General features: G+C 71.9%; 22 protein-coding genes. 10 read left to right on the top strand and 12 right to left on the bottom strand.

The genetic code is table 11. The annotated features are described in order from the left end of the window. Positions 1-21: 21 nt before the first annotated feature. Positions 22-1,086: a FecCD family ABC transporter permease gene (locus ACIOGX_RS03225; protein ID WP_401909819.1), complete on the bottom strand. Its 1,065-nt coding sequence runs from the start codon at positions 1,084-1,086 to the stop codon at positions 22-24. Continuing rightward, positions 1,083-2,192 carry a FecCD family ABC transporter permease gene (locus tag ACIOGX_RS03220; RefSeq protein WP_401909816.1) on the bottom strand — a complete coding sequence of 370 codons (1,110 nt, stop codon included), beginning with the start codon at positions 2,190-2,192 and terminating at the stop codon, positions 1,083-1,085. Before ACIOGX_RS03220 ends, ACIOGX_RS03225 begins: the two co-directional genes overlap by 4 nt. A gap of 130 nt (positions 2,193-2,322) precedes the next feature. Here ACIOGX_RS03220 and ACIOGX_RS03215 point away from each other — a divergent pair, with 130 nt between their 5' ends. Next, positions 2,323-3,384, top strand: coding sequence for an ABC transporter substrate-binding protein (locus ACIOGX_RS03215; protein ID WP_401909813.1), 1,062 nt, complete (start codon positions 2,323-2,325; stop codon positions 3,382-3,384). A gap of 114 nt (positions 3,385-3,498) precedes the next feature. Here ACIOGX_RS03215 and ACIOGX_RS03210 read toward each other — a convergent pair whose 3' ends face one another. Further along, complete coding sequence (locus ACIOGX_RS03210) at positions 3,499-4,083, bottom strand: TMEM165/GDT1 family protein (protein WP_129767590.1); 585 nt, start codon at positions 4,081-4,083, stop codon at positions 3,499-3,501. 458 nt (positions 4,084-4,541) lie between these two features. Here ACIOGX_RS03210 and ACIOGX_RS03205 point away from each other — a divergent pair, with 458 nt between their 5' ends. Next, positions 4,542-5,171 carry a hypothetical protein gene (locus ACIOGX_RS03205; RefSeq protein WP_383968641.1) on the top strand — a complete coding sequence of 210 codons (630 nt, stop codon included), beginning with the start codon at positions 4,542-4,544 and terminating at the stop codon, positions 5,169-5,171. Between the two features lie 234 nt (positions 5,172-5,405). Here ACIOGX_RS03205 and ACIOGX_RS03200 read toward each other — a convergent pair whose 3' ends face one another. Then, complete coding sequence (locus ACIOGX_RS03200) at positions 5,406-6,341, bottom strand: DUF2382 domain-containing protein (RefSeq protein ID WP_384765218.1); 936 nt, start codon at positions 6,339-6,341, stop codon at positions 5,406-5,408. Positions 6,342-6,683: 342 nt separating this feature from the next. On the opposite strand from ACIOGX_RS03200, the gene ACIOGX_RS03195 reads away from it, so the two are divergent. Together ACIOGX_RS03195 and ACIOGX_RS03190 are read left to right on the top strand one after the other, a co-directional pair. Next, on the top strand, positions 6,684-7,745 hold the full coding sequence (locus tag ACIOGX_RS03195) for an NAD(+)/NADH kinase (RefSeq protein ID WP_401909809.1): 1,062 nt from the start codon (positions 6,684-6,686) through the stop codon (positions 7,743-7,745). A gap of 195 nt (positions 7,746-7,940) precedes the next feature. Beyond that, entirely contained in the window at positions 7,941-8,615 is a 675-nt protein-coding gene (locus ACIOGX_RS03190) for an HAD family hydrolase (RefSeq protein WP_401909806.1), read from the top strand. A 97-nt stretch (positions 8,616-8,712) separates the two neighbouring features. On the opposite strand, the gene ACIOGX_RS03185 is transcribed toward ACIOGX_RS03190, so the two are convergent. From ACIOGX_RS03185 to ACIOGX_RS03175, 3 genes are all read right to left on the bottom strand, one after another. Then, complete coding sequence (locus tag ACIOGX_RS03185; RefSeq protein WP_356509544.1) at positions 8,713-9,771, bottom strand: PHP domain-containing protein; 1,059 nt, start codon at positions 9,769-9,771, stop codon at positions 8,713-8,715. A gap of 419 nt (positions 9,772-10,190) precedes the next feature. Continuing rightward, entirely contained in the window at positions 10,191-10,844 is a 654-nt protein-coding gene (locus ACIOGX_RS03180) for an LAETG motif-containing sortase-dependent surface protein (RefSeq protein WP_356509546.1), read from the bottom strand. A 439-nt stretch (positions 10,845-11,283) separates the two neighbouring features. Further along, on the bottom strand, positions 11,284-12,450 hold the full coding sequence (locus ACIOGX_RS03175; RefSeq protein WP_356509901.1) for an aromatic acid exporter family protein: 1,167 nt from the start codon (positions 12,448-12,450) through the stop codon (positions 11,284-11,286). A 598-nt stretch (positions 12,451-13,048) separates the two neighbouring features. On the opposite strand from ACIOGX_RS03175, the gene ACIOGX_RS03170 reads away from it, so the two are divergent. After that, a complete protein-coding gene (locus tag ACIOGX_RS03170) occupies positions 13,049-13,267 on the top strand; it encodes a hypothetical protein (RefSeq protein WP_129767582.1) in 219 nt (72 codons plus the stop codon). A 52-nt stretch (positions 13,268-13,319) separates the two neighbouring features. Here ACIOGX_RS03170 and ACIOGX_RS03165 read toward each other — a convergent pair whose 3' ends face one another. Beyond that, positions 13,320-13,829: a GNAT family N-acetyltransferase gene (locus ACIOGX_RS03165; protein ID WP_356509548.1), complete on the bottom strand. Its 510-nt coding sequence runs from the start codon at positions 13,827-13,829 to the stop codon at positions 13,320-13,322. 299 nt (positions 13,830-14,128) lie between these two features. Between ACIOGX_RS03165 and ACIOGX_RS03160 the strand changes: the two genes are divergently transcribed. Beyond that, positions 14,129-14,878: a DUF4118 domain-containing protein gene (locus ACIOGX_RS03160; protein ID WP_401909801.1), complete on the top strand. Its 750-nt coding sequence runs from the start codon at positions 14,129-14,131 to the stop codon at positions 14,876-14,878. Positions 14,879-14,921: 43 nt separating this feature from the next. On the opposite strand, the gene ACIOGX_RS03155 is transcribed toward ACIOGX_RS03160, so the two are convergent. After that, the gene (locus ACIOGX_RS03155) at positions 14,922-15,380 is read right to left on the bottom strand and encodes a DUF1348 family protein (RefSeq protein ID WP_383968622.1); all 459 of its coding nucleotides are present in this window, start codon (positions 15,378-15,380) and stop codon (positions 14,922-14,924) included. 185 nt (positions 15,381-15,565) lie between these two features. Between ACIOGX_RS03155 and ACIOGX_RS03150 the strand changes: the two genes are divergently transcribed. Continuing rightward, positions 15,566-16,129 carry a TetR/AcrR family transcriptional regulator gene (locus tag ACIOGX_RS03150; protein ID WP_401909798.1) on the top strand — a complete coding sequence of 188 codons (564 nt, stop codon included), beginning with the start codon at positions 15,566-15,568 and terminating at the stop codon, positions 16,127-16,129. 44 nt (positions 16,130-16,173) lie between these two features. Here ACIOGX_RS03150 and ACIOGX_RS03145 read toward each other — a convergent pair whose 3' ends face one another. Together ACIOGX_RS03145 and ACIOGX_RS03140 are read right to left on the bottom strand one after the other, a co-directional pair. After that, complete coding sequence (locus ACIOGX_RS03145; RefSeq protein WP_356509556.1) at positions 16,174-16,851, bottom strand: response regulator transcription factor; 678 nt, start codon at positions 16,849-16,851, stop codon at positions 16,174-16,176. Then, entirely contained in the window at positions 16,852-18,033 is a 1,182-nt protein-coding gene (locus tag ACIOGX_RS03140; RefSeq protein ID WP_401909795.1) for a sensor histidine kinase, read from the bottom strand. It lies immediately after the preceding gene. Between the two features lie 269 nt (positions 18,034-18,302). Between ACIOGX_RS03140 and ACIOGX_RS03135 the strand changes: the two genes are divergently transcribed. Next, positions 18,303-19,754 (top strand): alpha/beta hydrolase, encoded by a 1,452-nt coding sequence (locus tag ACIOGX_RS03135; RefSeq protein WP_401909793.1) that lies wholly within the window; start codon positions 18,303-18,305, stop codon positions 19,752-19,754. Positions 19,755-19,819: 65 nt separating this feature from the next. On the opposite strand, the gene ACIOGX_RS03130 is transcribed toward ACIOGX_RS03135, so the two are convergent. Further along, complete coding sequence (locus tag ACIOGX_RS03130) at positions 19,820-21,172, bottom strand: DUF2252 domain-containing protein (RefSeq protein WP_356509562.1); 1,353 nt, start codon at positions 21,170-21,172, stop codon at positions 19,820-19,822. Between the two features lie 253 nt (positions 21,173-21,425). On the opposite strand from ACIOGX_RS03130, the gene ACIOGX_RS03125 reads away from it, so the two are divergent. Next, complete coding sequence (locus ACIOGX_RS03125) at positions 21,426-22,349, top strand: TetR family transcriptional regulator (protein ID WP_401909790.1); 924 nt, start codon at positions 21,426-21,428, stop codon at positions 22,347-22,349. A 4-nt stretch (positions 22,350-22,353) separates the two neighbouring features. Beyond that, entirely contained in the window at positions 22,354-22,596 is a 243-nt protein-coding gene (locus ACIOGX_RS03120; protein ID WP_356509566.1) for a hypothetical protein, read from the top strand. Positions 22,597-22,671 lie beyond the last annotated feature (75 nt).

Here is a 22,671-nt window from a genome sequence, read left to right as displayed (position 1 = left end):
GGCCGACCGCCGGCTACGGGGTCACCGGGGCCGCGCGTTCCTCTTCTCCCTGGACAGCAGCCACAGCAGATAGAGACCGCCGAGGGCGCCGGTGACCAGCCCCACCGGGATCTGGAAGGGGGACAGGAGCCGTTGGGCGAGCAGATCGGCGGTGGCGAGGATCAGCGCGCCCGTGAGCATGGCCGAGCCGATCGGGGCGCCCGGGGCCCGGGTGATTCTGCGGGCCAGTTGAGGGGCCGCCAGCGCCAGGAAGCCGATCGGGCCCGCGACGGCGATGGCCGCGCCCGCCAGGGCGACCCCCAGCAGCAGGCCGAGCGCCCGGACGCGCGCGATGTCCACCCCGAGGGCGCCCGCCGTGTCGTCCCCCATCTCCATGAGCCGCAGCGGACGGCCCACGGCCAGGGTCGCCACCGCGAGTACGGGCAGCGCGAGCGCCAGCGGAGTGACCTGTGGCCAGGAGACGGCGTTGAGGCTGCCGAACGTCCAGGCCTTGGCGCTCTCCGCGGATTCCAGATCGGCGCGGGTGATGAGGAAGTCGTTGACCGACGCCAGCATCGCGCCGACGGCGATACCGGCGAGCACCAGCCGGTTGCCCGAGACACCGCGCGACGCGGTGAACGCGTACACGACCACCGCCGTCACCAGCCCGCCGAGCACCGAGCCCGCGCCGACGCCGAGCCCGGCCGTACCCCCGCCGACCAGGATGACGACGAGCGCGCCACTGGTGGAGCCGGTGGTGAACCCGATGACGTCCGGGCTGCCGAGGGGGTTGCGCGACAGGCTCTGGAACAGCGCCCCGGACAGCCCGAGGGCCGCGCCCACCAGCAGCGCGGCACAGACGCGCGGCAGCCGCTGGCCGACGATGATGAACCGGTCCGTCCCCGATCCGCCGCCGGCGAGTACGTCCAGGATCCGGCCCGTGTCGATCCGGTACGTACCGGTGAACACGCTGAGCGCCCACACCACCGCGCATCCCAGCAGCAGAACGGCCGCCACGACGGCGGTACGGCCCGAGTAGCGCAGGGTGAGTGCGCCGGGAAGCCGCAGCACGCGCGTCGGGGCGGCGGGACGGTACGAGGTGTTCACGCCGCGACCCCCTTGCGCCTGACGACGAGCCAGAGCAGCGCGGGGGCCCCGACGAACGCGGTGACGATGCCGACCTCGATCTCGCCCGGCGGGGCGATCACCCGTCCCGCGATATCACTGACGAGCAGCAGGATGGCGCCGCCGGGCAGCGCGAAGAGGAGCAGCGGACGCAGGTCGGGGCCGAGGACCAGCCGCAGCACATGCGGAACGACGAGACCGACGAACGCGATCGGCCCCGCGGCGGCGGTCGCCGCGCCGCAGAGCAGCATGATCGAGAGGAAACCGGCCGCGCGTACCCAGGGGACCCTGAGGCCGAGAGCCGCCCCGGTCTCGTCCCCCAGCGCGAGCGCGTTCAGGGACGGGCCGAGCGCCAGCGCGATCAGCGTGCCGGCCAGGATGAAGGGGGCCGCGGCGGTGAGTGCTTCCGTACCCCGGTTCTCCAGCGCCCCCACCACCCAGAAGCGGTAGGAGTCGAAGGCCGTGGTGTTGAACATGGTGATGATGCCCGTACCGGCGCCGAGACTCGCGGACAGCGCCGCCCCCGCCAGGACGAGCCGGGTGTGGTGGTGGCCGCGGGTGGCGCCCGAGGTGAGCGTGTAGACGATCAGCGCGGCCAGGACCGCTCCGGCGAAGGCGAACCAGATGTATCCGGAGACGCCGGTGACATGGAACGCGGCGATGGCGATCACGACCGCGAAGGAGGCGCCCGCGTTGACGCCGACGATGCCCGGCTCGGCGAGCGGGTTGCGGGTGATGGCCTGCATGACGACCCCGGCCAGCGCCAGCGCGGCACCGACGACCACCGCGAGAGCGGTACGGGGCATCCTCAACTGCCGGACGATGATGGCCTCCGGGCTTCCGTCGTCATGGAGCAGCACACGCCCCACGGTTCCCAGGGGGATGCCCCGCGCGCCGACGCCCAGGCTGATCAGTACGAGCAGGATGACGAGTGCGAGACAGACGATCAGGGCGGCGAGGTGTTTTCCGCGCCGGAGCCCGCCGGCCCGTGGGCGCGTGCCCGGCGGGCCGACGGTTCGCCGCCGGTCGGGGCGCCGCCCGTCGTCGGCCGGGGCCGTCTGCTCCGCTTTCCGGGGAACCGCTTCCACGGACCCCGCCTTTCCGGAACGCGCCTCTCCGGAACGTACTTCTCCGGAACCAGCACCTCCGGATATGTGATCCATCGCATGACCGTCATACCTACTCATCCGCACTTAGGGAAGCCTAAGCTAATGCCTCGTGTACCGCTTCCGTGATCTTCCTCTCACCCGTCTCGTCAGTGGCGCGGCCGTAGCAGGCGCCCTGCTGCTCAGCGGCTGTTCCACCCACTCGACCGACGCGTCGGCCGACAGCGCGACGTCCGCCGCGCCGACCACACCGGCCGGGTCGACCCACACGGCGCCCCGCTCCGTGCCCAAGGGCATGGGAAGCGGAAAACCCGACGGGCAATTCCCGCGCACCGTCAGCCACTTCGAAGGCAGGACCACTCTTGAGGCCGCGCCGAAGAAGGTCGTGGTGATCTCCACCGGGCAGGCCGACGCGCTGCTCACGCTCGGCACGGTGCCGGCGGGTTCGACCCGCGGGGACGGGGCGGAGCTCGTACCCCGTTATCTGAAGGACGACTTCCCGAAGGACGCCGGGCAGCTGGCGAAGGTCGTGGACGTGGGCTCGCGGGTCGACCCGAACCTGGAGACCATCGCGAACATCAAGCCGGATCTGATCCTGATGAACATCGCGGGCAAGAACGCCAAGACCCTCTACACCGCGCTGACCGAGCTGGCGCCCACCATCGCCACCCAGGGCACGGGGCTGTACTGGAAGCAGGACTTCCTGCTCGTCGCCGACGGGCTCGGCAAGACCGAGCAGGCGCGGACGTACCTCGACGACTTCCACGCCGACGCGGCAAAGCTCGGCAAGCGCCTCGACAAGCCGGTGACCGTGTCCTTCCTGCGGCTGAACGGCGACCGGCTGCGGGTCTTCGGCGTGCCCTCGTTCACCGGGAGCATCGCCGAGGACACCGGGCTCGGCCGTCCCAAGAGCCAGCAGTTCGACAAGACCTCCCAGAACATCAGCAACGAGCAGCTGGACCGGGCCGACGCCGACTGGCTGTTCTACGGAGTCCAGGGCCCCGCGTCCAAGGTGTCCGCGCTGACGAAGGCACCGCTCTGGCCGACCCTGACCGCCGTCGCGGGCAAGACGGCGATCCCGGTCGACGACGACGTCTTCTATCTCAACACCGGGCCCGCGGCGGCCCGCGATGTCCTCGCCGTGCTCGACAAGCACCTGGCCCCGGCCGCCTGAGCGCCGCTGTCCCGTCCGGAGAATCGTCCTGTCCGAAAAGAAGCCCTGCCCGCCGGTCTTCACCGGCGGGCAGGGCTTCCTGGCGTTCGCCGCCCGCTCGGAGCGGGCCGGTCGTCAGCCCACGAAGATCTCGGTCACGGACCAGATCGCGAGGCCGAGCATGCACAGACCGCCGATGCGCTGGACGGTCTTGAGGGGGACGCGCGTGGCGATGAACCGGCCGGCGAGCAGAGCCAGCGCGGAGACGGACATCAGCGCGGCGGCAGAACCGATGGCGGTGGACCAAGTGCCGTTGCTGGCCGCGAGGTTGGCGGTGGTGATCTGCGTGAGGTCGCCCCACTCGCTGATGAAGACGGCCATGAAGGCGGTGGAGTAGACGGGCCAGAAGCCGGTGACGGTCTTCGTCTCGCCGTCCTCGTCCTCGTCGTCGCCTCCGCCGCGCAGCAGCATGAAGGCGCCGAACGCGAAGAGCGCCGCGGAGACGAGCTTGACGATCCAGCCGGGCAGGAGCCCGATCAGACTGCCCGCGCCGACGGCGATGGCGACATGCACGAGGAACGCCGTCGAGGTGCCGAACCATACGTAGAGCGGGCGCATGCGCGTCCCCATGGCAAGGGACGCGAACATGGTCTTGTCGGGGAGCTCCGCAAGGAAGATCAGCCCGAAGGCGGTGACGATCGCCAGGGGGTCGAGATGCATTCCGGGTGGCTTTCTCTGAGGGCCGGGCCCGGATCTTCGCGAAGCCCCGTACGGAGCCAGGAGGACACTCGGCCCGGCACGACGGTGGTGCCCACACAGCGTGGACACCGTCAATGCCTGACCGAAGGTCTCGCCCGCCCACTGGATCAGTGGGCCCGGCCACCGGGAACCCGGGGGTTCCAGTGTGTCGACGACCGGTTCGCGGGGCTACTCCCCTTCGCAGCCCCCCACACTACCTCACCCGTACGGAGGAGCCCACGCCGCCACAGGCCAGGGCCCGCAAGGGCTGTGCCGGGGGCCCGGTGCCGGCTGTACGTACGCCCGGTCAGGGGTCGTGTACTCCGTACGGCTCTGTCCGGTGGCCCGCTTTCGGAGCCTGTCGTGTAGTGGGAGCTGCGACCGCGATCGGGCGGACGCTGAGCTGCCCCTGGGGCGGCCCTGAGCTGGAGGAGACTTGTATGAGGATCAACACCAGGACAGCAGCCGCGCTGGCCGCGGCCGCACTGTGCGCCGGGGTGGTCGCCGGTTGCTCCGACAGCGGGAGCGGATCGGCCTCCAGGGAAGAGCCCGCGGACTTCGCGGCGGCCTCGGCCTCCACCTCCCCGTCCTCGTCCGTGACGAGCTCCCCGTCGGTCAACCCGTCCGAGGAACTGGGCAAGGTATCCGTCAAGACCGGACCCTTCGGAAAGATCCTGGTCAACGGCAAGGGCCATACGCTCTACCTCTTCGAGGCGGACAAGGCGAAGAAGTCCACGTGCACCGGCGACTGCGTGGCGGACTGGCCGCCCGCGCTCGTCACGGGAACCCCGCAGGCAGGCGCCGGCGTCAAGGCGAATCTGCTGACCACCACCACGCGCAGTGACGGGACCAAGCAGGCCATGTACAACGGCCACCCGCTCTACACGTTCAGGGAAGACACCAAGCCCGGCGAGACCAAGGGCCAGGACCTGACCGAGTTCGGCGCCAAGTGGTTCGTCGTCAGCCCCGAGGGCAAGGCCATCACCACCCCGCCGCAGAGCGCGAGCCCCAGCGCGAGCACCAGCCCGAGCACGAGCGCGAGCGCCAGCGTCAGCCCGAGCGCGAGCTGACGCTCGGTCCCACCGCTCGGTCCCACGTTCCCGCACCGGCGGTTCCACGTCCCCGCACCGGCCCGAACGCTCGGAGAGGCCATGCCGCCCACCCACCGTACGCGCCGGGTGCAGCAAGTCGCCGGGCGCCCTCGACCCCGGGAAGCCGGCCGCCGAGGGCGCGTACGGCCCGCCCCCGCCGGCCACGCGGACGTGGCGGGCGGGGGCGTTCGTGTACGGCGGATCCCGGCCAGGTCAGCGGCCGGAGCCGCGCCTGCCGCCCAGGCCCGTGTCGGTCTGATCGGTGTCGTACTCGATCTGTTCCTTGCGGACCTCGGTGGAGACCTCCTTCTGCTCGGTCACCTTCTCCGTCTCCATGCGCACGCGCTCGACCGGGACGGACTCCTTGCGGATGACAGGCTGTTCGGCGTGCAGGGTCACCTCGGTCTGAGCCTCCCCGATACGGGAGCTGCGGACGCCGGACCGGTCCTCGGGCGCGATCGCCTCGTGGATGACCCGGACCTCCTCGTGGCTGAGCGGCACGGAGGTGGTCACGTTCTCGGTCACCACGACCTTGCGCAGCCGGGCGTGGCCCACCTCGTGTTCCTCGGTGCTGACGTGCAGCTGCTCCTCGGACCGGATCAGTTCCTCGCCGTACCGTTCCTTGTCCTCGTCGGGCATCGAGCCGCGCACCCCGGCCATGGGCCGTGCCGCGCCGGCGGTGCCGGCACCCGGCCGCGCGCCGGCGGCCGTCCCGGCCCCCGTCCGCCCCGTGCCGGAGGCCGCGCCCGCGGCCGTGCCGGAGCTCGTGCCGGAGGTCGTGCCCGTACCCGCGGCGGTGCCCGAGGCCATGCCCAGACCGGCGCCCGTGGCGGTCAGACCGTAGTGCTTGTAGAGCTGCTTCTCCTGACTGGGGTCCAGATGCTCGTCCGCGTCCAGCCTCGGAGCCTCCTTGACGGTCTCCTTCGCGTACGGGACGTGGATGTCCTCACCCGCGCGGCGGGCGCCGGACAGCGGGACGAGGCTTTCCTTCATGCCGAACAGACCGGTCTTCACGGTGACCCACTCCGGGCGGCCCGAACGGTCGCCCACATAGACCTGGCCGACGTTGCCGATCTTGTCGCCGTCCTTGTCGTATATGGCCAAACCGTTGAGCCTGCTGGGGTTGTCGAACACGCCATCGGCTGACATCAGCGATCACTCCTCGCGTGGGGGAAGCGCGTCTGCGGGATTGGCCCCTCACGGTCAGGCGCGCACGACTCCATCGCGCATCCGTCCGGGACCCGTGGCAACCGGGGCGGCATGACGGCGTGGCCGGGACCTGGCTCCGGGTGCCTGTCGGACCAGCGTTCACGGTGGTCGGTGCCGTGGCGGGGGCATCCGGCGCTATCCGCCATTCGGGTGAATCCGATAAGGGGCCGACCGGCCCCGGCCGTTCCGCCGGGTCATCGGCGACCCTGGAAGGTGCGCGGCGGTGCCCCGACCGCCGGAGCGGACGCATTCCGAGGGACCGGACGTACGGAGAGCGCGAGCATGTCTGTCGAACGCATCGGCCTCGTGGTTCACCGGGGCCGCGCCGCGGCCGTCGAGGCGGCGAGCGCCGTCCACGCCTGGTGCCGGGCGCAGGGGATCCCGTGCACGGAGATCGATGTCTGGAAGGTCCATGAACCGCGCCACGGAGGCCAGGAGGAGGCCACCGCGGCCGGCCATCCCGACCTCGTACTGACCCTCGGCGGCGACGGCACGTTCCTGCGCGGAGCCCGGATCGCCGCCAAGAACGACGCGGCGGTGCTCGGGGTCGATCTGGGCCGGGTCGGATTCCTGACCGAGGTCCCGGCGGAGAAGGTCACGACGGCACTGGACGCCGTCCACGCGGGGCGTGCCGAGATCGAGGACCGGATGACGCTCACGATGCGGACGTCGCGCGTTCCGCAGATGCCGACCGTCATGGAAGCGCTGCTGCGCTCCAGCCAGGTGCCGTCGCTGCCGCCACCCCATGTCCGGCCGGACACCGCGGAGGGCGACGGCTGGGGGGTGGCGCTGGACATCGTCGCCGTCAACGACGTCGTACTGGAGAAGCTCGTCCGGGACCGGCAGGTCAGCCTCGGGGTCTATATCGCGGGCCGTCTTCTCGCCGCGTACTCCGCGGACGCGCTCATCGTGGCCTCCCCGACCGGCTCGACGGCCTACAGCTTCGCGGCCGGAGGCCCGGTGCTCTCCCCGCACATGGACGCCGTGGTCTTCACGCCCGTGGCCGCGCACATGACGTTCGACCGCACGGTCGTGGCGGCTCCCGACGAATCGGTGGCCCTGCGGGTACTGCCCCACTCCGGTGAGGTGGCGCTGAGCATCGACGGCCAGTTGCGCGGGGTGCTCGGGCCGGGCGACTGGGTCGGTGTGTACGGCGCCAAGTACCGGCTGCGGCTGGTCCGGTTGGGCCCGACCGACTTCTACACCCGGCTGCGCTCCCGCTTCCGGCTCACCGACGCGCCCGCGACGGCCGCGGACGGCGAGTCGGCCCCACTGTTCCGCCCCAACGCCCCGGTCCCGGACGACCTGGCCCATCTGCGCCTGCCGCCACCGCCCTCGGACTGACGGTGCACGCGGTGACGGTTCACGGGGTGCGGAACGGGTACGTCACGCGGCGTGCGAAGGCCGGTGGTTCACCCGTACGGCCCCGCTCAACCCCTTCCGGGCCGGGAGAAGACGGCATGATCAAGACGTTGCTCCAGGCATCCGGGGCGCCGGGGCGTGGTCCCGGGGCCCGACCCGAACGGGAACGGGACACATATGGCGACGCGCGCGGCACTGTTCGACATCGACGGCACACTCGTCGACACCAACCACCTTCACGTGACCGCCTGGTGGGAGGCGTTCCGCCAGGCCGGGCACACGGTGCCGATGTCGGCGATCCACCGGGCGATCGGCCTCGGCTCCGGCGATCTGATCGCGCATCTGCTCGGCGACGAGCGCGACCGTGGCCAGGACGCGCGGATCAGCGCCGCGCACACCACGCTGTACGGGACCCGCCTGGACCGGCTGCCCGCCTTCGAGGGGGCGGGCGATCTGCTGCGGTCGCTCGCCGACCGGGGCTGGCGGATCGTACTCGCGACCTCGGCGGGCGAGGCCGAGATCACCGCGCTGCGCGGGGCGATCGACGCCGACGACGTCATCCTCGGGACGGCGGGCGCGGACGACGTACCGGCGGGCGGGCCGGCCCCCGACCCGGTCGGCCCGGCACTGGAGCTGGCCGGGGTGCCGGCGGAACGGGCGGTGTTCGTCGGCGACTCGGTGTGGGACATGGAGGCGGCGACACGAGCCGGTGTCCGCCCCGTCGCCCTGCTGTCGGGCGGCATTCCGCGCGCGGCCCTGGAGTCCGGCGGCGCGGTGGAGGTGTACGAGGATCCGACCGATCTGCTGGCTCGCCTCGACACCAGTCTGTTCGCCGCGCTGGACGACGGCTGAGCCGGGCTCACCGGCAGACCGCCGGGCCCGGCTCGCACGCAGGGCGCTGAGCCCGGCCGCCGCGGTCCGGCTCTCCCGTACATACAGCGGGCGCCGTTCAGCCCGGGTCCGGGGCCCGGCGGGTCCGCGTCCACTCCCGCAGCCCCTCGGCCGGCCAGGTGTTGACGACCCGGTCGACCGGCACGTCGCACTCCTCCGCCCGCGCGCAGCCCAGGAGTTGCCAGTCGAGCTGCCCCGGCGCGTGCGCGTCCGTGTCGATGGCGAAGAAGACCCCGGCCGCCACCGCCCGGCGCAGCAGCCGGCGGGGCGGGTCGAGCCGCTCGGGCCTGCTGTTGATCTCCACCGCGGTGCCCGATTCGGCGCACGCCTCGAACACCGCGTCCGCGTCGAACGCCGACTCCGGGCGGCTGCCGCCCGATCCGCCGCGATCCCGCCGGCTCCGGCCGATGACCAGCCGCCCCGTGCAGTGACCCAGCACATCGGTCAGCGGATTGCGTACGGCGGCGATCATGCGCCGGGTCATCGGAGCGGCGTCCATGCGCAGCTTCGAATGGACGGACGCCACCACCAGATCGAGCCGGTCGAGCAGTTCCGGCTCCTGGTCGAGCGAGCCGTCCGGCAGGATGTCGCACTCGATGCCGGTCAGCAGCCGGAACGGCGCCCACCGCTCGTTCAGCTCCGCGATCACATCGAGCTGTTCGCGCAGCCGCCCGGCCGTCAGCCCCCGGGCCACGGTCAGGGTGGGGGAGTGGTCCGTGAGCACGGCCCATTCATGACCGAGCGCGGCCGCCGTCCGCCCCATCTCCTCGATGGGACTGCCGCCGTCCGACCAGTCGGAGTGCAGATGGCAGTCACCGCGCAGCGCCGCGCGCAGTGTGTGTCCACGCTCCGCGAGCGGCCCTGCGGCCTCCCGCTCCAGCCGCGCCAGATACTCCGGAACGGAGCCCTTCACCACGGCCTCCACGACCTGCGACGTCTTGGGACCGATGCCGCGCACCCCGCCGAGCGTGCCCGCCTCGGCGCGTCGCGCGACCTCCTCGGCGGGCATGCCGGCCACCACCGCCGAGGCGGTACGGAACGCGCGCACCCGATAGGTCTCGGCCCGCGAGCGCTCCAGCAGAAAGGCGATCCTGTCGAGAGCCTCCACCGGATCCATGGCGCCCCCAGCGTGTCGGTGGCCTGTCGGCGGGCTTTTCCGGTCCGGCGGCGAGGTCTCGCCGCCGGGTTCGCGCCGCCGGGGATTCGCTCCGCAGGCGGGTGTCCGGTCCATTGTCCGCGCGCGGGCCGCGCCACGCATGGCGAGGCCCCGCGGACGGGGGATGCCGCGGGGCCTCACACTGCGCGAGGAGTACGTCGGGGTGGCGCCCCACCGGGGCGGCCCGCCCGCTCCGTATCTCCTCGACTCCTCACACCGCCTGTGCCGCGGGGAGTCCGGCCGACGCGCCCCTGGCGGGCGAGCAGTCGTCCGGTCCATGCCTCATGGCCGGGTCACCGACGTCCGGGCCGCCGAGTGTTGGCGGTGAAGTCCGGACGGCGTCCGACGTGGCGGCGGGGCGGTGTGCGGGGAGCGGTCGGTCAGTTTCCAGCGGTACGACGCTTGCGCGCGGCCCACATGATGCCCGCTCCGGCGACCAGTACGACGGCGGCCGCACCGGCGATGAGCGGGGTGGAGCTGGAGGAACCCGTCTCGGCGAGGTCGTCCCCGGCCGGGCTCGGCTGCGACGACGGCACCGCGGGCGCCGAGCTGTCGGCCTCGTCCGTGGGCGTGACCGTCGCCGAAGGCGTCGGCGTGGGCGCCTCGGTGGTGGGCGTGGCCTCCGAAGGCGTCGGCGTCGGCTTCGGGGTCCCCGAGGACGGCGGCTGGCTGGGCTCCTCGCAGACCGGAGCGGTCTTCGTCTCGTCCTTCGAGAACTGGTCGCCGTCGGCGGCCACCACGATGAGACGAACGCTCAGCTCGCTCTTGTGCTCGGGAAGGTCGAGCTTCTTGTGGAAGTCGTTCTTGAAATTCTCCGTGGGCAGCAGGTCCTTGCCGTCCACGGTGACCGTCACCGTGTTCTTGTCGCTGTTGCCGTAGGCGGTCAGGTCGAGGCTGACCTCGGAGCAGGTCACCGACCACGTCGGCGTGTGCGCGGACGCGGGAACGGCCGACAGGCCGACACCGAGCGCACTTGCCGTGGCGACGGTTATGAGGGCGCTTCTGCGCCGCCATGATCCGCTGAATAGAGTCACAAAATCCTCCGCGATAACCGCGCCGCCCACGATGACGGCGCGCGCGCACAGTACCGCCATCCGCGCCGGTCCCCTCAACCGCCCCAGCCAACTCTCGCTCTCCGCGCACCCCATGGACCTGCTGAGACGCCGGAAAGTGGTCCGCCGGGCGGGCTCGGGCGGCGCGGGCGTGGCCACTGATCACATCCGGCCGGGCGGCCGGATCTCGCCGTCCTCGCTGATGACGCCCATGATTGCGGGGCCGGGAGGGAGCGGAGGGCGGTGTCCGTGCCCGAATACACCTCGGCTCATTGCGGTCCGGGCAAAAACTCCGTCAATATTCCGGCGGCAGTTTCCCGTTGCTCCGCGAACGAGCGATTCACGCCAGAACGGTGGCCGGGAGAGACCCGGCACCGCCCCGCCCTTTCCCTGTTCGGTATATCGGCCGCCCGGCCGGCCTTTAGCCCCGGCGCGGCAGCGCTTCCCGTACCCATTGGCACGCGTCCCGTCCCCATTGCCATGTGGCGGCCAGCCGGGGGTATCGCTCACGCGTTTCCCGAGAGGCGCGGTCCAGCTCCTCCATCAGCCGCTTGGAACGGTTCTCCATGTCCAGCTCGTCCAGGATCCGGTCGATCTCCGCGAGCAGCGCGCCATGGAGCTGCCACTGACGAGGGTGCCGCTGGACGCCCTCCAGCAGCAGCCCCGCCAGCCGTTCCCGGCTCGCGTTCGCCGCCTCCAGATCCTCCGCGAGCCGTGCCTCGGCGGTCTCCGCGCTCCGGCTGACCTCCGTGGTGACCAGTACGGCGAAGCTCACGACGGCGTCGGCGACCCGGGCCAGCAGCTCCTGGAGCGCGATCCCCACCTCCTGCGGGAACAGCGGCTCCTCCGTACGCTCCTTGGCGAGGTCGGTCAGTGTCCTGGCCAGTACGCGCAGCACCACCGTGCAGATCTCCAGGGTGTCGAGACCGGTACGCAGCACCACACGGCGCAGCAGCCCCTCCTTGACCCGGGGGTTGAGCCGGACGCTGTCCTCGGCCTGCCGGAGATCCGCGTCCACCTCGCTGATGTCGTGGTCGAGACGGCGTGCCTCGTGCAGCCGGTCGGCGGCGCGCTCCACCGGAGTGGTCTCCGTCAGCCCCTCCCCGATGCGCAGCAGCAACTGGCGCATACGGCGGGAGAGATCCTCGATGGACTGGCCGGCGGTACGGACCCACACCGGCGGCACGAACAGGAAGTTGAACAGCAGCCCCACCACCGCGCCGATCAGTGTCTCCAGCACCCGGTCCCAGGCGGTCGACGCCACCCGTGTCACCCCGAGGACGAGCATGGCGCTGATCGCGACCTCCGGCACGAACTCGTCCACCCGGACCAGCCGTCCGACGATCAGCGAGGCCACGATGATCAGCCCCAGGCTCCACCACGTCAGCCCGACCAGCACACTGAAGCCACTGGCCACCAGCACCCCGGCGACGACGGAGTTCACCCTGCGGATGCCGGTGGTGAGGGTCGAGTAGAGCGTGACCTGCACGACGAGCAGCGCCGTCAGGGGAGCGGTCAGCGGCGCCGGTTCGTCGCTCAGCCACAGGGCGACCACGTAGGCGATCGTCGCGGCGGCGGCCGACCGCATCGTCTGTACCAGGATCGGCTGCGGGCGCCGTCCCTTCACCAGCTCGGCCACCGGCTCTCCCACGGCGTTTCGGACAAGACGCACGACCTCACCCTTCCCCCGCCGGGCCCGCTCGGCTCGCCCAACTCGTCCGGACCGCCCGGTCGGGACACCCGCCGACGTCCCGGACACGCCCTGGGAGCCGACGCCGGGACCGCCCCGGGCGCGCGCGGCGGTGCCCACGGCAGCCCGCGCTTCATTCATCCGTCCGAGTGCCCCCGCACGCGTTATCCGGCTACGGCCCTCGGTGCGCGGCCGGCCGAGCGGTTCGGGGGCTTCCTGATGCAGACCCCGCGGTCGCTCTCGCGTACCCTGAATCAGCTCCGTACGAGCATGCTCACCGACCGGTGGGCGGTGCGCGGACGGGCACTCTCACCACCCCGGCCCGCACCCGGTGGAACCGGCCGACGCGGTACGCCGGAGGAGCAGCCGGGACCGGCGGCGCCACGCTCCGGCCACCTGCGGTGATGCGGGACGGGGAATGATGAGGTAGACACCTTCCCAGCGGGTCGATCGGCATTCGGGCCGCGCGGCCGCTCGACTCTCCGAACGGTTGTGCATGCCTTCTTCACCGTCCCGTCAGGATCCGTCGCAGGAACCGAGCACGGGGGCCGCGCCGAACGCGCGTCCGCAGCATCACGACATCTTCCTCGAACCGCGCTACACCGTGGAACTGCCACCGCTGCCCGACGGCGAGGGGGAGGACGAGCCGTCCATGGACAGCGTGTTCGACCGGCCGGCGGCCCGCCGCCGTACGCCCACCCCGCGCCGCGGATAGCCGGGGACGAGGCGCGGCGGACCGCCCCGACGGGCCGGGTGACACCGGATCATCACCCGGCCTGCCGGCCGTCCGCCCAGACGATCCCGTAGTACTTCAGCTGCTCGTCCTCCGAGACGAGCCGCATCCCGACCGCCGTCATGACGCGCTGGGACGCGGTGTTCTCATGGTCGGTGTCGCCCTGGACACGGGTGATACCGCTCGTCCGCGCGAACCGCAGCAGCTCGCGCAGGGCCTCGGAGGCGTATCCCCTGCCGTGCTCCGACGGGATCAGGCCGTAGCCGATCGTGACGGTGAGGTTCTCGTCCGGGGCGCCGTGGAAACCGAGCCCGCCTATGGCGTACCCGTCCTCGCGACGGCGGATCTCGTACGGGCCGAAGGGGTGGGGATCACCGGTGATCGCACACGTCGTCAGATAGCGTCTGGCCCCCACCATGTCGCCGTCGGCGGGATACCCGGGCGCCCAGCGGTCCCCGTCCGCCGGCTCGGCCGCGGCCACCCGCTCGGCCTCCAGAACACTCAACGGATGAAGCACGAGCCGCTCAGTCACAAGATCGTCCATGACACGGAGACGTATCACGCGCCGCGGTGGCACCACACGTGTTTCATCCGATGTGCATGCCCCGTCCGCCGCCCCGTCGGGCGCCCGCCCCTCCGTACGGCCCTGATGGCCGGTCCCGGGGCGTCAGGATCGCGTCAAGGTCCGCGCGGCCGGCAGCAGGGCCGCGTCAAGACCCCCGGCGGTCCGGGTTCCCGGCGGCCGCCGAGGGAAGATCACAGGTCGAGGGCCGTTCGGCGGTCCTGAATCCGGCGGCCGGACCGGATGGGTCCGGCGTCCGAGGCACGACGGCGAGGTGGACCATGAGATTCCCGCTTCGCGACCGCATCGCACTGGGCGCGGCGCTGATCGCCCCCCTCGCGGTCGCCCTGGTGCTGCTGCCGCTCCGTTCGGGCATGGCGAGCGCCGATCTGGCGCTGATCCTCGTCGTGGTCGTCGTGTCGGTCGCCGCCATGGGCAACCGTGTCGCCGGCGCGGTGGCCGCGCTGTCGGCGGCCCTGTGGTTCGACTTCTTCCTGGCCCGGCCGTTCGAACGGTTCAGCATCACCGGCGCGAACGACATCGAGACCGCGGTGCTGCTGCTGGCGGTGGGGCTCGCCGTGTCGCAGCTGGCCGCCCACGCGAGACGGCTGCATGTGATGACGGTGGTGGACGCCGGGCTGCTCGGCAGGATCCATGACACCGCACGGCTCGCGCAGTCCACCGGCTCCCCCGACGCCGTGGTCGACCAGGTGAGCCGGCATCTCGTGGAGATCCTGCGGCTGCGCGGCTGCCGGTTCGAGTACGGCAGTCTCCTCGGCCACCCGGCGCGGCTGGAGCAGGACGGCACGCTGACCGTGGACCGCAAGCCGTGGGACATCGAACACCTCGGCTGGCCCGAGGGCGACATCGAGCTGCGGGCCTCGGGCGGCGGGCACTACGTGGGGCGGTTCATGCTCCGGCCCAACCCCGGCCTCGTACCGTCCAAGCAGGTGCGGCTGGTGGCGGTGACGCTCGCCGATGACGCCGGGGCCGCTCTCGACACCGTGGGTCCGGCCCTGAACGCGGGCTGAGGGGCGGGACCGGCCCACACCGCGTGAGGCTTCACGCGGCGACTCAGCGCAGGGGGAAGGACTCGCCGCGTTCCGCGTCGGGCCGCGGGCCGAAGATCCGGCGCTCGCTCTCCGGGATGGGTACGTCGTTGATGCTGGCCTCCCGGCGGGACATCAGGCCGTTCGCGTCGAACTCCCACAGCTCGTTGCCGTACGAGCGCCACCACTGGCCGTCCGCGTCATGGCTCTCGTACTGGAAGCGCACCGCGATGCGATCGCCCTCGAAGGCCCACAGGTCCTTGCGCAGCGCGTACTCCAGCTCGCGTTCCCACTTGCGCGTGAGCAGTTCGACGATGGCGTCCCGGCCGGTGACGAACGTGTCCCGGTTACGCCACCGCGAGTCCTCGGTGTAGGCGAGCGAGACCTTGTGCGGATCGCGGGTGTTCCACGCGTCCTCGGCGGCCTGGACCTTCTGCTTCGCCGTATCGAGGGTGAACGGCGGCAGGGGCGGACGGGTGCTCATCACGGGCTCCTTCTGGCGCGGGGTGCTGCGGACCGGTGCGGACCGGTATCGGCGCGGACCTGGTACCGGTGCGGACCACGAGGGAGAACCAGCGTTCTCCGCTCTCGTTGCTACGCTAGAGAACGATGGTTCTCCGGTCAAGGAGGCCGGTCGGGGAACGACGGGGCGAGGAACGGGTGGGAAGCGTGGCGAGGACGGACGGTGCGGTCGCCAGGGAACAGGCGCTGGACGCGGCGGAGCGGCTGTTCTACGCCCGCGGTGTCCAGAGCGTCGGCATGGACGACATCCGCGGGGCGTCCGGGGTCTCGCTCAAGCGGCTCTACCAGCTCTTCCCCGCCAAGGACCAGCTGGTCGAGGCGTACCTCGCGCGGCGCGACCTCGTGTGGCGCCGGCGACTGGCCGACCGGGTGGACCGCCACCGGGATCCCGAGGAACGGATCCTGGCGGTCTTCGATCATCTGCACGCGTGGTTCGGCGAGCCGGACTTCCGTGGCTGCGCCTGGATCAACGCGTACGGCGAACTCGGCGCCACCTCACCCCGGGTCGCGGCGCAGGCGCGGGCGCACAAGCTCGCCTTCAAGCGGTATCTGGCCGGTCTGGTGGCCGACGCGAGGCTTCCCCCGGACACGGCCGATCAGCTCCAGCTCCTGGCCGAGGGCGCCATGGTGACCGCCGCGATACTCGACACCGCGGAACCGGCGCTGCGGGCGCGGGAGGCCGCCGTCCTGCTGGTGCGGACCGCGCGCTGACGAGCCCTCCACCGAGGAGACACTCCGGGGCGCGGACGGGCTGGTCATTCCTCCGCGTCGCGGACCAGGAGTGCGATCTGCACCCGGTTCTCGACCGCCAGCTTGGCGAACAGGCCGCCGATGTGTGCTTTGACGGTCGCGACGCTGATGTGCAGCCTCCGGGCGATCTCCGGGTTGCCCAGCCCGTCCGCGACGGCCCGAGCGGTTTCGAGTTCGCGTTCGGTCAGTGCGGACAGCTGTTCACGCGCGGCTTCGCGGGATGAGTCGCGGACGTGAGAGGACCGCGGGCCGGTGGCCGCGGCGATCACCCGCGCCGCGGCCGCTGGAGACAGCGCCGGGTCGCCGTCCGCGACGGCCCGCACCGCGTCGAGAATCCGCTGCGGCTGGCTGTCCTTGAGGACGAACCCGACTGCCCCGGCGCGCAGCGCGCCGAGCACCAGATCGTCGGAGTCGAAGGTGGTCAGCATGAGCACCCGGGGCGGCGCCGGTCGGGTGAGAAGCTCCCGGGTCGCGCTGAGGCCGTCGCGGCCGGGCATCCGGACGTCCATCAGCACGACGTCCGGCCGCTGCTCGGCCACCACCGTGAGAGCGGCGTCCCCGTCGGCCGCCTCCCCGACGACGGTCAGATCCGGTTCGCCGCCGATGACGAGCCGCAGCGCCATCCGTACCAACTGGTCGTCGTCGACGATGACGACACGCACCGGTGCCCGTTCGCTGTCCACTCATACTCTCTTTTCGTGGGTGGGGTTCGGCCAGGGCAGTCGTGCGGTGAGGACGTAGCCGTCCTCGGGTGTGGGGTGATGGCTGAGTTCTCCGCCGGCGAGGCCGACTCGCTCGGTGAGGCCGAGCAGGCCGAATCCCGACGCCGGTGGTCGTGCGGTTTCCGTGGCGGCCGGGGAATTGCGGACGCTGACGTGGAGTGTGTCGCCGGGCGTTCCTTCGAGGGTGATGTGGACAGGTGCGCCCGGAGCGTGTTTGGCGGCGTTGGTCAGTCCTTCTTGGACGATCCGGTAGCAGGTCCGTCCGACGACGTCGGACGGTGTTCCCGTCACGGTGGTGGTGAGCGCGACGTCCAGTCCGGATGTGCGGGCGTCGGACACCAGATCGGGGATGCGATCGAGGGAGGGCTGCGGTGGTTCCGGGCAGCCCGGGTCGGCCCGGAGCACACCGAGGACGTCCCGTAGTTCTTCCAGTGCTTGGCGGGAGCCCTCGGCGATACCGCGGACCAGCACGCGGCTCTCCTCGGCCCCGAGGTCGCCGCGGTGATCCAGCACGCCGGCCTGCATGGCGACCAGGGAGATCCGGTGCGCGAGCACGTCATGCATCTCGCGGGCGATCCGGTTGCGTTCCAGGGCCCGTGCCTGCGCTGCTCGCGCGGCCTGTTCCCGTTCCGCGCTCTCCGCCCGGTCCCGCAGGGACCGCACTTCGACACGCCGCGCGCCGATGGCCATGCCCGCCGCCGCCGCGATGCCCGCGGTCAGTGTCGGCAACGTGAGCTGGAGCCACCACGAGCCGGGCGTGCTCTGGACCGGATAGAACTCGACGGTGAACTGTGACGCGGTCACGTAGGCCAGCCCGACGACCCCGATCTCCACCGGTCGGCGACGCGTGGAGATCGAGCCCAGCGCCACCAGCGCGGTGCCGGTGGCGAGTGCCGACGCGGTGGAGGCGATCGCGATCGTCACGGCGACGGTGAGAGGGAACCGCCGCCGCCACAGAAGCGCCGTCAGGCAGCCGAAGGCCACCAGCGGATCACCGATGAGGAACCAGGAGCCCGTCTCCGCCGCCTGCCACCGCAGCAGCACACCGGTGGAGAGCCAGAGCGGTATGCCCACGGCCGCGGCGGCCGCCAGCCGCCAGGTCTGCTGCCACCACCCGAGCCGTGGCGCGACGTCGATGTTCACCCGGTCATTATCGCGAAACCACGCGGCCGCTGAATCGGACCGAGGGCCAACTCCCCCTGGACCAGAGTCGAATCACCGCCTCGCCCGGGGTCGAGGACGGTACGAGCCGCCGGGCCGATGTGCCGGCCGCGCCGCACGAACAGACTCCTTCATGTGCCGGGACAACCGGAACAGGACGCCGAACGGGCCGGTGGTTCCGGCGGAATCCGCGGCCGGCGAACGGCCTGGCCCGATCCGGCGCCCCCGTGCGCCCTTCAGGAGGACACCAGATGCACACGACCCTGTCCCTCGCTCTCGCCGCCACCACACTGGCGGCGACCATGATGCCGGGAACACCGGCGGCGGCGACCCCGTCCACACCGCGGTGGGGCCCGTGCCCGGAGAAGACCGCCTCGCTTCCTCTGGAGTGCTCGACGCTCGAAGTCCCCCTGGACTACCGGGATCCGGACGGCGGGAAGACGGAGATCGCGATCTCCCGGCTGGCGAGCGCGAAACCGGCCCAGCGCCGCGGCGTGCTGCTGACGAATCCGGGCGGCCCCGGCGCCGCGGGACTCGGCTACCCGGCCGTTCTCGCCGCCTCCGGACTGCCACAGGAGGTGCTGGACTCCTACGACGTGATCGGCTTCGACCCGCGTGGCGTCGGCCGCAGCGCGCCGGTGACCTGCGATCTGACGGCGGATCAGCTGGCACGTGGCAACTTCCCGCCGTACGCGCACACCGCGGCCGATGTCGCGCGGTCGGCCGCGAACGCGCGGACCATCGCCGAGCAGTGCGCCACCTCACGGACGGCGGGGACGCTGCCGCACATCACCACCGCGAACACCGCGCGCGACATGGACCGGATCCGGGCGGCGCTGGGCGAGCCGAAGCTGTCGTACCTCGGTGCCTCCTACGGCAGCTACCTCGGTGCGGTCTACACGACGATGTTCCCGGAGCGCGGCGACCGGATCGTGCTCGACAGCAACCTGGGCCCCGGCGGTTACGACGTCACGGCCCTGCGGATGTTCGCCCGGGGGCTGGAGGACCGGTTCCCGGACTTCGCGGCGTTCGCCGTCGCGCACCCCGAGTACGGTCTGGGCACCACACCGCGGCAGGTGACCGCGAGGTTCTTCGATCTCGCGGAGCGGCTGGAGGCGAACCCGGTCCAGGGCGTCGACGGGACGCTGTTCCGCGGGGTCACGCTCGACCATCTCTTCAGCGACGTGACCATGCCCCGGCTGGCCGGGATCTGGCAGGCACTCGACACGGGCGGGCCGCTGCCGCCCGGCCCGCCGCTGACCCCGCCGGACAACCTCTCCTCCAGCCGTTATCACGTCATCTGCGGTGATTCGCAGTGGCCGGAGACGGTCCGGGAGTATCAGAAGGACGTCGCCGTCGACCGGCTCAACCACCCGATGCTGGGCGGGTCCACGGCCAATATCGGACCGTGCGCGTTCTGGCCGGACGAGCGGGTCGAGCCGCCGGTGCGCATCGGTGACCGGGGCCCGTCGAACGTCCTCATGGTGCAGAACGAGCGTGACCCGGGAACGCCGCTGGCCGGCGCCCGGAAGCTGCGGAGGGCCCTCGGGGAACGGGCCGTGATGGTGACCGCCGACCAGGGCGGGCACGGTGTCTATCTCTTCGGCCGCAACGTGTGCGCGAACGACGCGGTGACGGCCTTCCTGACCGCCGGACAGCGCCCGCCCCAGGACCTCGCCTGCGCGGCCGAGCCGAACGGATAACGGGAACGGGAGCGGAGACGACAGCCGGCTGTCCGACCGCGAAACCCGCCCATGGGGATGACCTGTCAGCGGCGCCCCACCGGCCCGGGGCGCTCCTCCGGCAGCCGGCCCGCCGCGAGGGCCGCGGCGAGCGTGGCATGGTCGGCCGCGTTCCGGTCGGCGTAACGCAGCGCGAAGTCGGCCATGGCGCGGTCGAAGGCGTCGGAGCCGCCGAGGTAGTGCGCGATGGCGATCCGGTCGCCGGACCGGGCGTGCGCGCGGGCCAGCGCCGCGCCGCACAGCCGCGCGTAGTCGTGCAGCAGCGGCGGCGACATGTCCTCGACGACGAGGGAGCCCTTCATGTCACGCAGCTGACGCCAGTAGAAGTGCCGGCCCTCGGGCCCGGTCACCCACCCGAGGAAGATGTCGCTCGCCGCCTGGAGCAGCCGCTGTCCCGCCACCACCCGGTGGCCCTGGTGCGCGTAGGTGCTCTGCTGGAGATGGGGTTCGAGCACGGACCGCTCGGCCTCCCTGATCTGGAGGAACAGCGGATCCCCGGCGTGCCGGCCCTCCAGCAGCACGATGTAGCAGCGGGTCCCGACGCTGCTGACGCCCACGACCTTGCGGGCCGCGTCGATGAAGCGGAACCGGTCGAGGAGTGTGCGCCGCTCCTCCGGGAGCGTGCTCCGGTAGCCGATGAAGATCCGGCGGAGCACGGCCATGTCGAGCCGGCTCACCGGTTCGAGCAGGGGCGGGTCGGGGGTGATCCTGCGCTGCCCGTCCGGCGCGTCGGTGAGCATGTCCAGCGTCCGCAGCCCGATGCGCTCCCCGGCGCGCGCCAGCTGCGACTCGACCCGCTTGCGATGTTCCGCGCGCATGAGCGGAAGGATGTCCTCGGCGTCGAGACGCTCGTACCAGACGTCGAGTTCACCGCGGGCGGACAGCCGCCGCATCGACGTCCGGTAGGCGGCGGACGCGGTGTGCACGGCCTGCCGGGTGTGGGCCTCGGAGTGACCGTTCTCGCCCGCGGCGACCGCGATGCTCGCGGCGAGCCGCTTCACATCCCACTCGAAGGGGCCGGGAAGCGTCTCGTCGAAGTCATTGAGGTCGAAGAGCAGCGCGCGCTCGGGCGAGGCGAACACACCGAAGTTCAGCAGATGGGCGTCCCCGCAGAGCTGGACGGTGAGTCCCGTGCGGGGCTGGGTGGCCAGATCCGCGGCCATCACGGCGGCGGCGCCGCGCAGAAAGGCGAACGGGGAGGCGGCCATGCGCTCGTAGCGCAGCGGCAGCAGTTCGGGGACGCGGTTGGCGGTCTGGCGTGCCAGTACGGTGAGCGGATCGAGCCGGTCGGCGGCGGGTATCCACAGACCGTGCGAGGAGCGGGACGCCTCTTTGCGTGCGGCCCGGCCGCGCTCCGCCCGGTCCGCGGGAGTGGTCATCACGGCCCCGCTCCCTCCGCTCGTCGGTGACGCCGAATCGCCGTGAGCACGAGCATCGCGTTCCGGGGCCGGGGGAGCCCGGCGTGACGGCCATTCGGGTGGTTTTCACACGGGAATGCACCGTGACGGCGGACAGCGGAGCATTCTCGGATTACGGCGTGTCGGCCGACGACGCGTGCCATGCTCGATAAGCGCCCTCACCCCACGCGACAACGCAACACAGCACGTTCACAGGGCGATTCGGGGAGGTCGGATGGATCCGGTCCGGAAATCCACAGACACGTCGCCGGCCGGTACGGGCCGGTCGCCCGCGCGAACGGGACCACCACCCGCCGACGCGCGACCCTCGCCCCCGGAGACGGGTCCGCCGTCCGCCGGGACGGGCCGGTCCCCCGGGGACACACCACCGGCGCAGGACCGCACGGGCCAGACGCGCAGGGCACGGCGCCGCGAGCGGCTGCTCACGACCGCCACCGAACTGTTCACCACGCGCGGTTACCCGGCCACGTCCATCGAGCGGATCTGTGTCACCGCGCGGGTCTCCATCCGCGCGTTCTACGAGGAGTTCGAGGGGCGCGAGGCGCTGCTGATCGCGCTGCACAACGATGTCGCCCGTTCGGGCATGGAAGCCGCCCTGACCGTCCTCAGCGATCCCGCGGCGGAGTCCGCCGACACCCGTGACCGGATCACGGCCCTGACCCGCGCCTACGTGGACGCCGTCACCGCCGATCCCGCGGCCACCCGGATCGCCTTCATCGAGGTCATCGGCGCCGGACGCGCGGTGGAGGAGCACCGGCTGCTCTGGCGCGGCCTGTGGACCGATTTCCTGATCGGGGAAGCCGAGCGCGCCGTGGAGCGCGGCGAGGCCGTACGGCGCGATTACGCGCTCGCCATGGTCGCCCTCATCGGGGCGGTCAACGAACTGGTCGGGCACTGGGCCCGTAACGCCGACGCGTTCTCGCCGCCGCTGCTGGCCGACGAACTGGTCCACCACGCTCTCGCCGTCCTCGGTCTCTCCGTCCGCCCCGGCGGATCCGGTTGTCCCACGGACGGTGCGGACGGTGCGGTCGGCGAGGACGGCGAGGACCGTGTGAACGGTGCGGACGGCGTGGGCAGTGCGGACGGCGTCGGCAGTGTGGACGGCACGCGCAGCGGCCTCGCGGACGAAGGGAAATGACGCGATGACCGGACTCTGGCACCAGGTCCTGCGCACCATGTCCCAGCCGGGCGCGTCTCCCGACGACGATCTGCTCGCACGGGCGGCGGCGGACATCGCGCTGCGTGAACACCCTCATCCGCCCGCCGACGCCCAGGTGGTGCTGGAGATCGCCCGCAACGAGTTCGCCGCCGTCCTCACGGTCGGGCAGGCGCGGACGGCCCTGGACCGCGCGCGCCGGACGGCGAAGGACGGACCGGACCGGTGAGCGTACGGAGCGGCGGTGGGCCGGCGGCGGGCGAGGCGGCCACGCGGCGCGCCGAACCCGTACTGAACAGGCACC

The sequence above is a fragment of the Streptomyces sp. NPDC088147 genome (genome assembly GCF_044741565.1).
Lineage (GTDB): Bacteria > Actinomycetota > Actinomycetes > Streptomycetales > Streptomycetaceae > Streptomyces.
This window is presented reverse-complemented; position numbering and strand designations above follow the sequence as displayed.

Excerpts from the sequence above, each read along its gene's own strand:
- ACIOGX_RS03210 (WP_129767590.1), bottom strand. The coding sequence starts at position 4,083 with ATGCATCTCGACCCCCTGGCGATCGTCACCGCCTTCGGGCTGATCTTC.
- ACIOGX_RS03205 (WP_383968641.1), top strand. The coding sequence starts at position 4,542 with ATGAGGATCAACACCAGGACAGCAGCCGCGCTGGCCGCGGCCGCACTG.
- ACIOGX_RS03200 (WP_384765218.1), bottom strand. The coding sequence starts at position 6,341 with ATGTCAGCCGATGGCGTGTTCGACAACCCCAGCAGGCTCAACGGTTTG.
- ACIOGX_RS03195 (WP_401909809.1), top strand. The coding sequence starts at position 6,684 with ATGTCTGTCGAACGCATCGGCCTCGTGGTTCACCGGGGCCGCGCCGCG.
- ACIOGX_RS03190 (WP_401909806.1), top strand. The coding sequence starts at position 7,941 with ATGGCGACGCGCGCGGCACTGTTCGACATCGACGGCACACTCGTCGAC.
- ACIOGX_RS03185 (WP_356509544.1), bottom strand. The coding sequence starts at position 9,771 with ATGGATCCGGTGGAGGCTCTCGACAGGATCGCCTTTCTGCTGGAGCGC.
- ACIOGX_RS03175 (WP_356509901.1), bottom strand. The coding sequence starts at position 12,450 with ATGCGGTCGGCCGCCGCCGCGACGATCGCCTACGTGGTCGCCCTGTGG.
- ACIOGX_RS03170 (WP_129767582.1), top strand. The coding sequence starts at position 13,049 with ATGCCTTCTTCACCGTCCCGTCAGGATCCGTCGCAGGAACCGAGCACG.
- ACIOGX_RS03165 (WP_356509548.1), bottom strand. The coding sequence starts at position 13,829 with ATGGACGATCTTGTGACTGAGCGGCTCGTGCTTCATCCGTTGAGTGTT.
- ACIOGX_RS03160 (WP_401909801.1), top strand. The coding sequence starts at position 14,129 with ATGAGATTCCCGCTTCGCGACCGCATCGCACTGGGCGCGGCGCTGATC.
- ACIOGX_RS03155 (WP_383968622.1), bottom strand. The coding sequence starts at position 15,380 with ATGAGCACCCGTCCGCCCCTGCCGCCGTTCACCCTCGATACGGCGAAG.
- ACIOGX_RS03135 (WP_401909793.1), top strand. The coding sequence starts at position 18,303 with ATGCACACGACCCTGTCCCTCGCTCTCGCCGCCACCACACTGGCGGCG.
- ACIOGX_RS03130 (WP_356509562.1), bottom strand. The coding sequence starts at position 21,172 with ATGACCACTCCCGCGGACCGGGCGGAGCGCGGCCGGGCCGCACGCAAA.
- ACIOGX_RS03125 (WP_401909790.1), top strand. The coding sequence starts at position 21,426 with ATGGATCCGGTCCGGAAATCCACAGACACGTCGCCGGCCGGTACGGGC.
- ACIOGX_RS03120 (WP_356509566.1), top strand. The coding sequence starts at position 22,354 with ATGACCGGACTCTGGCACCAGGTCCTGCGCACCATGTCCCAGCCGGGC.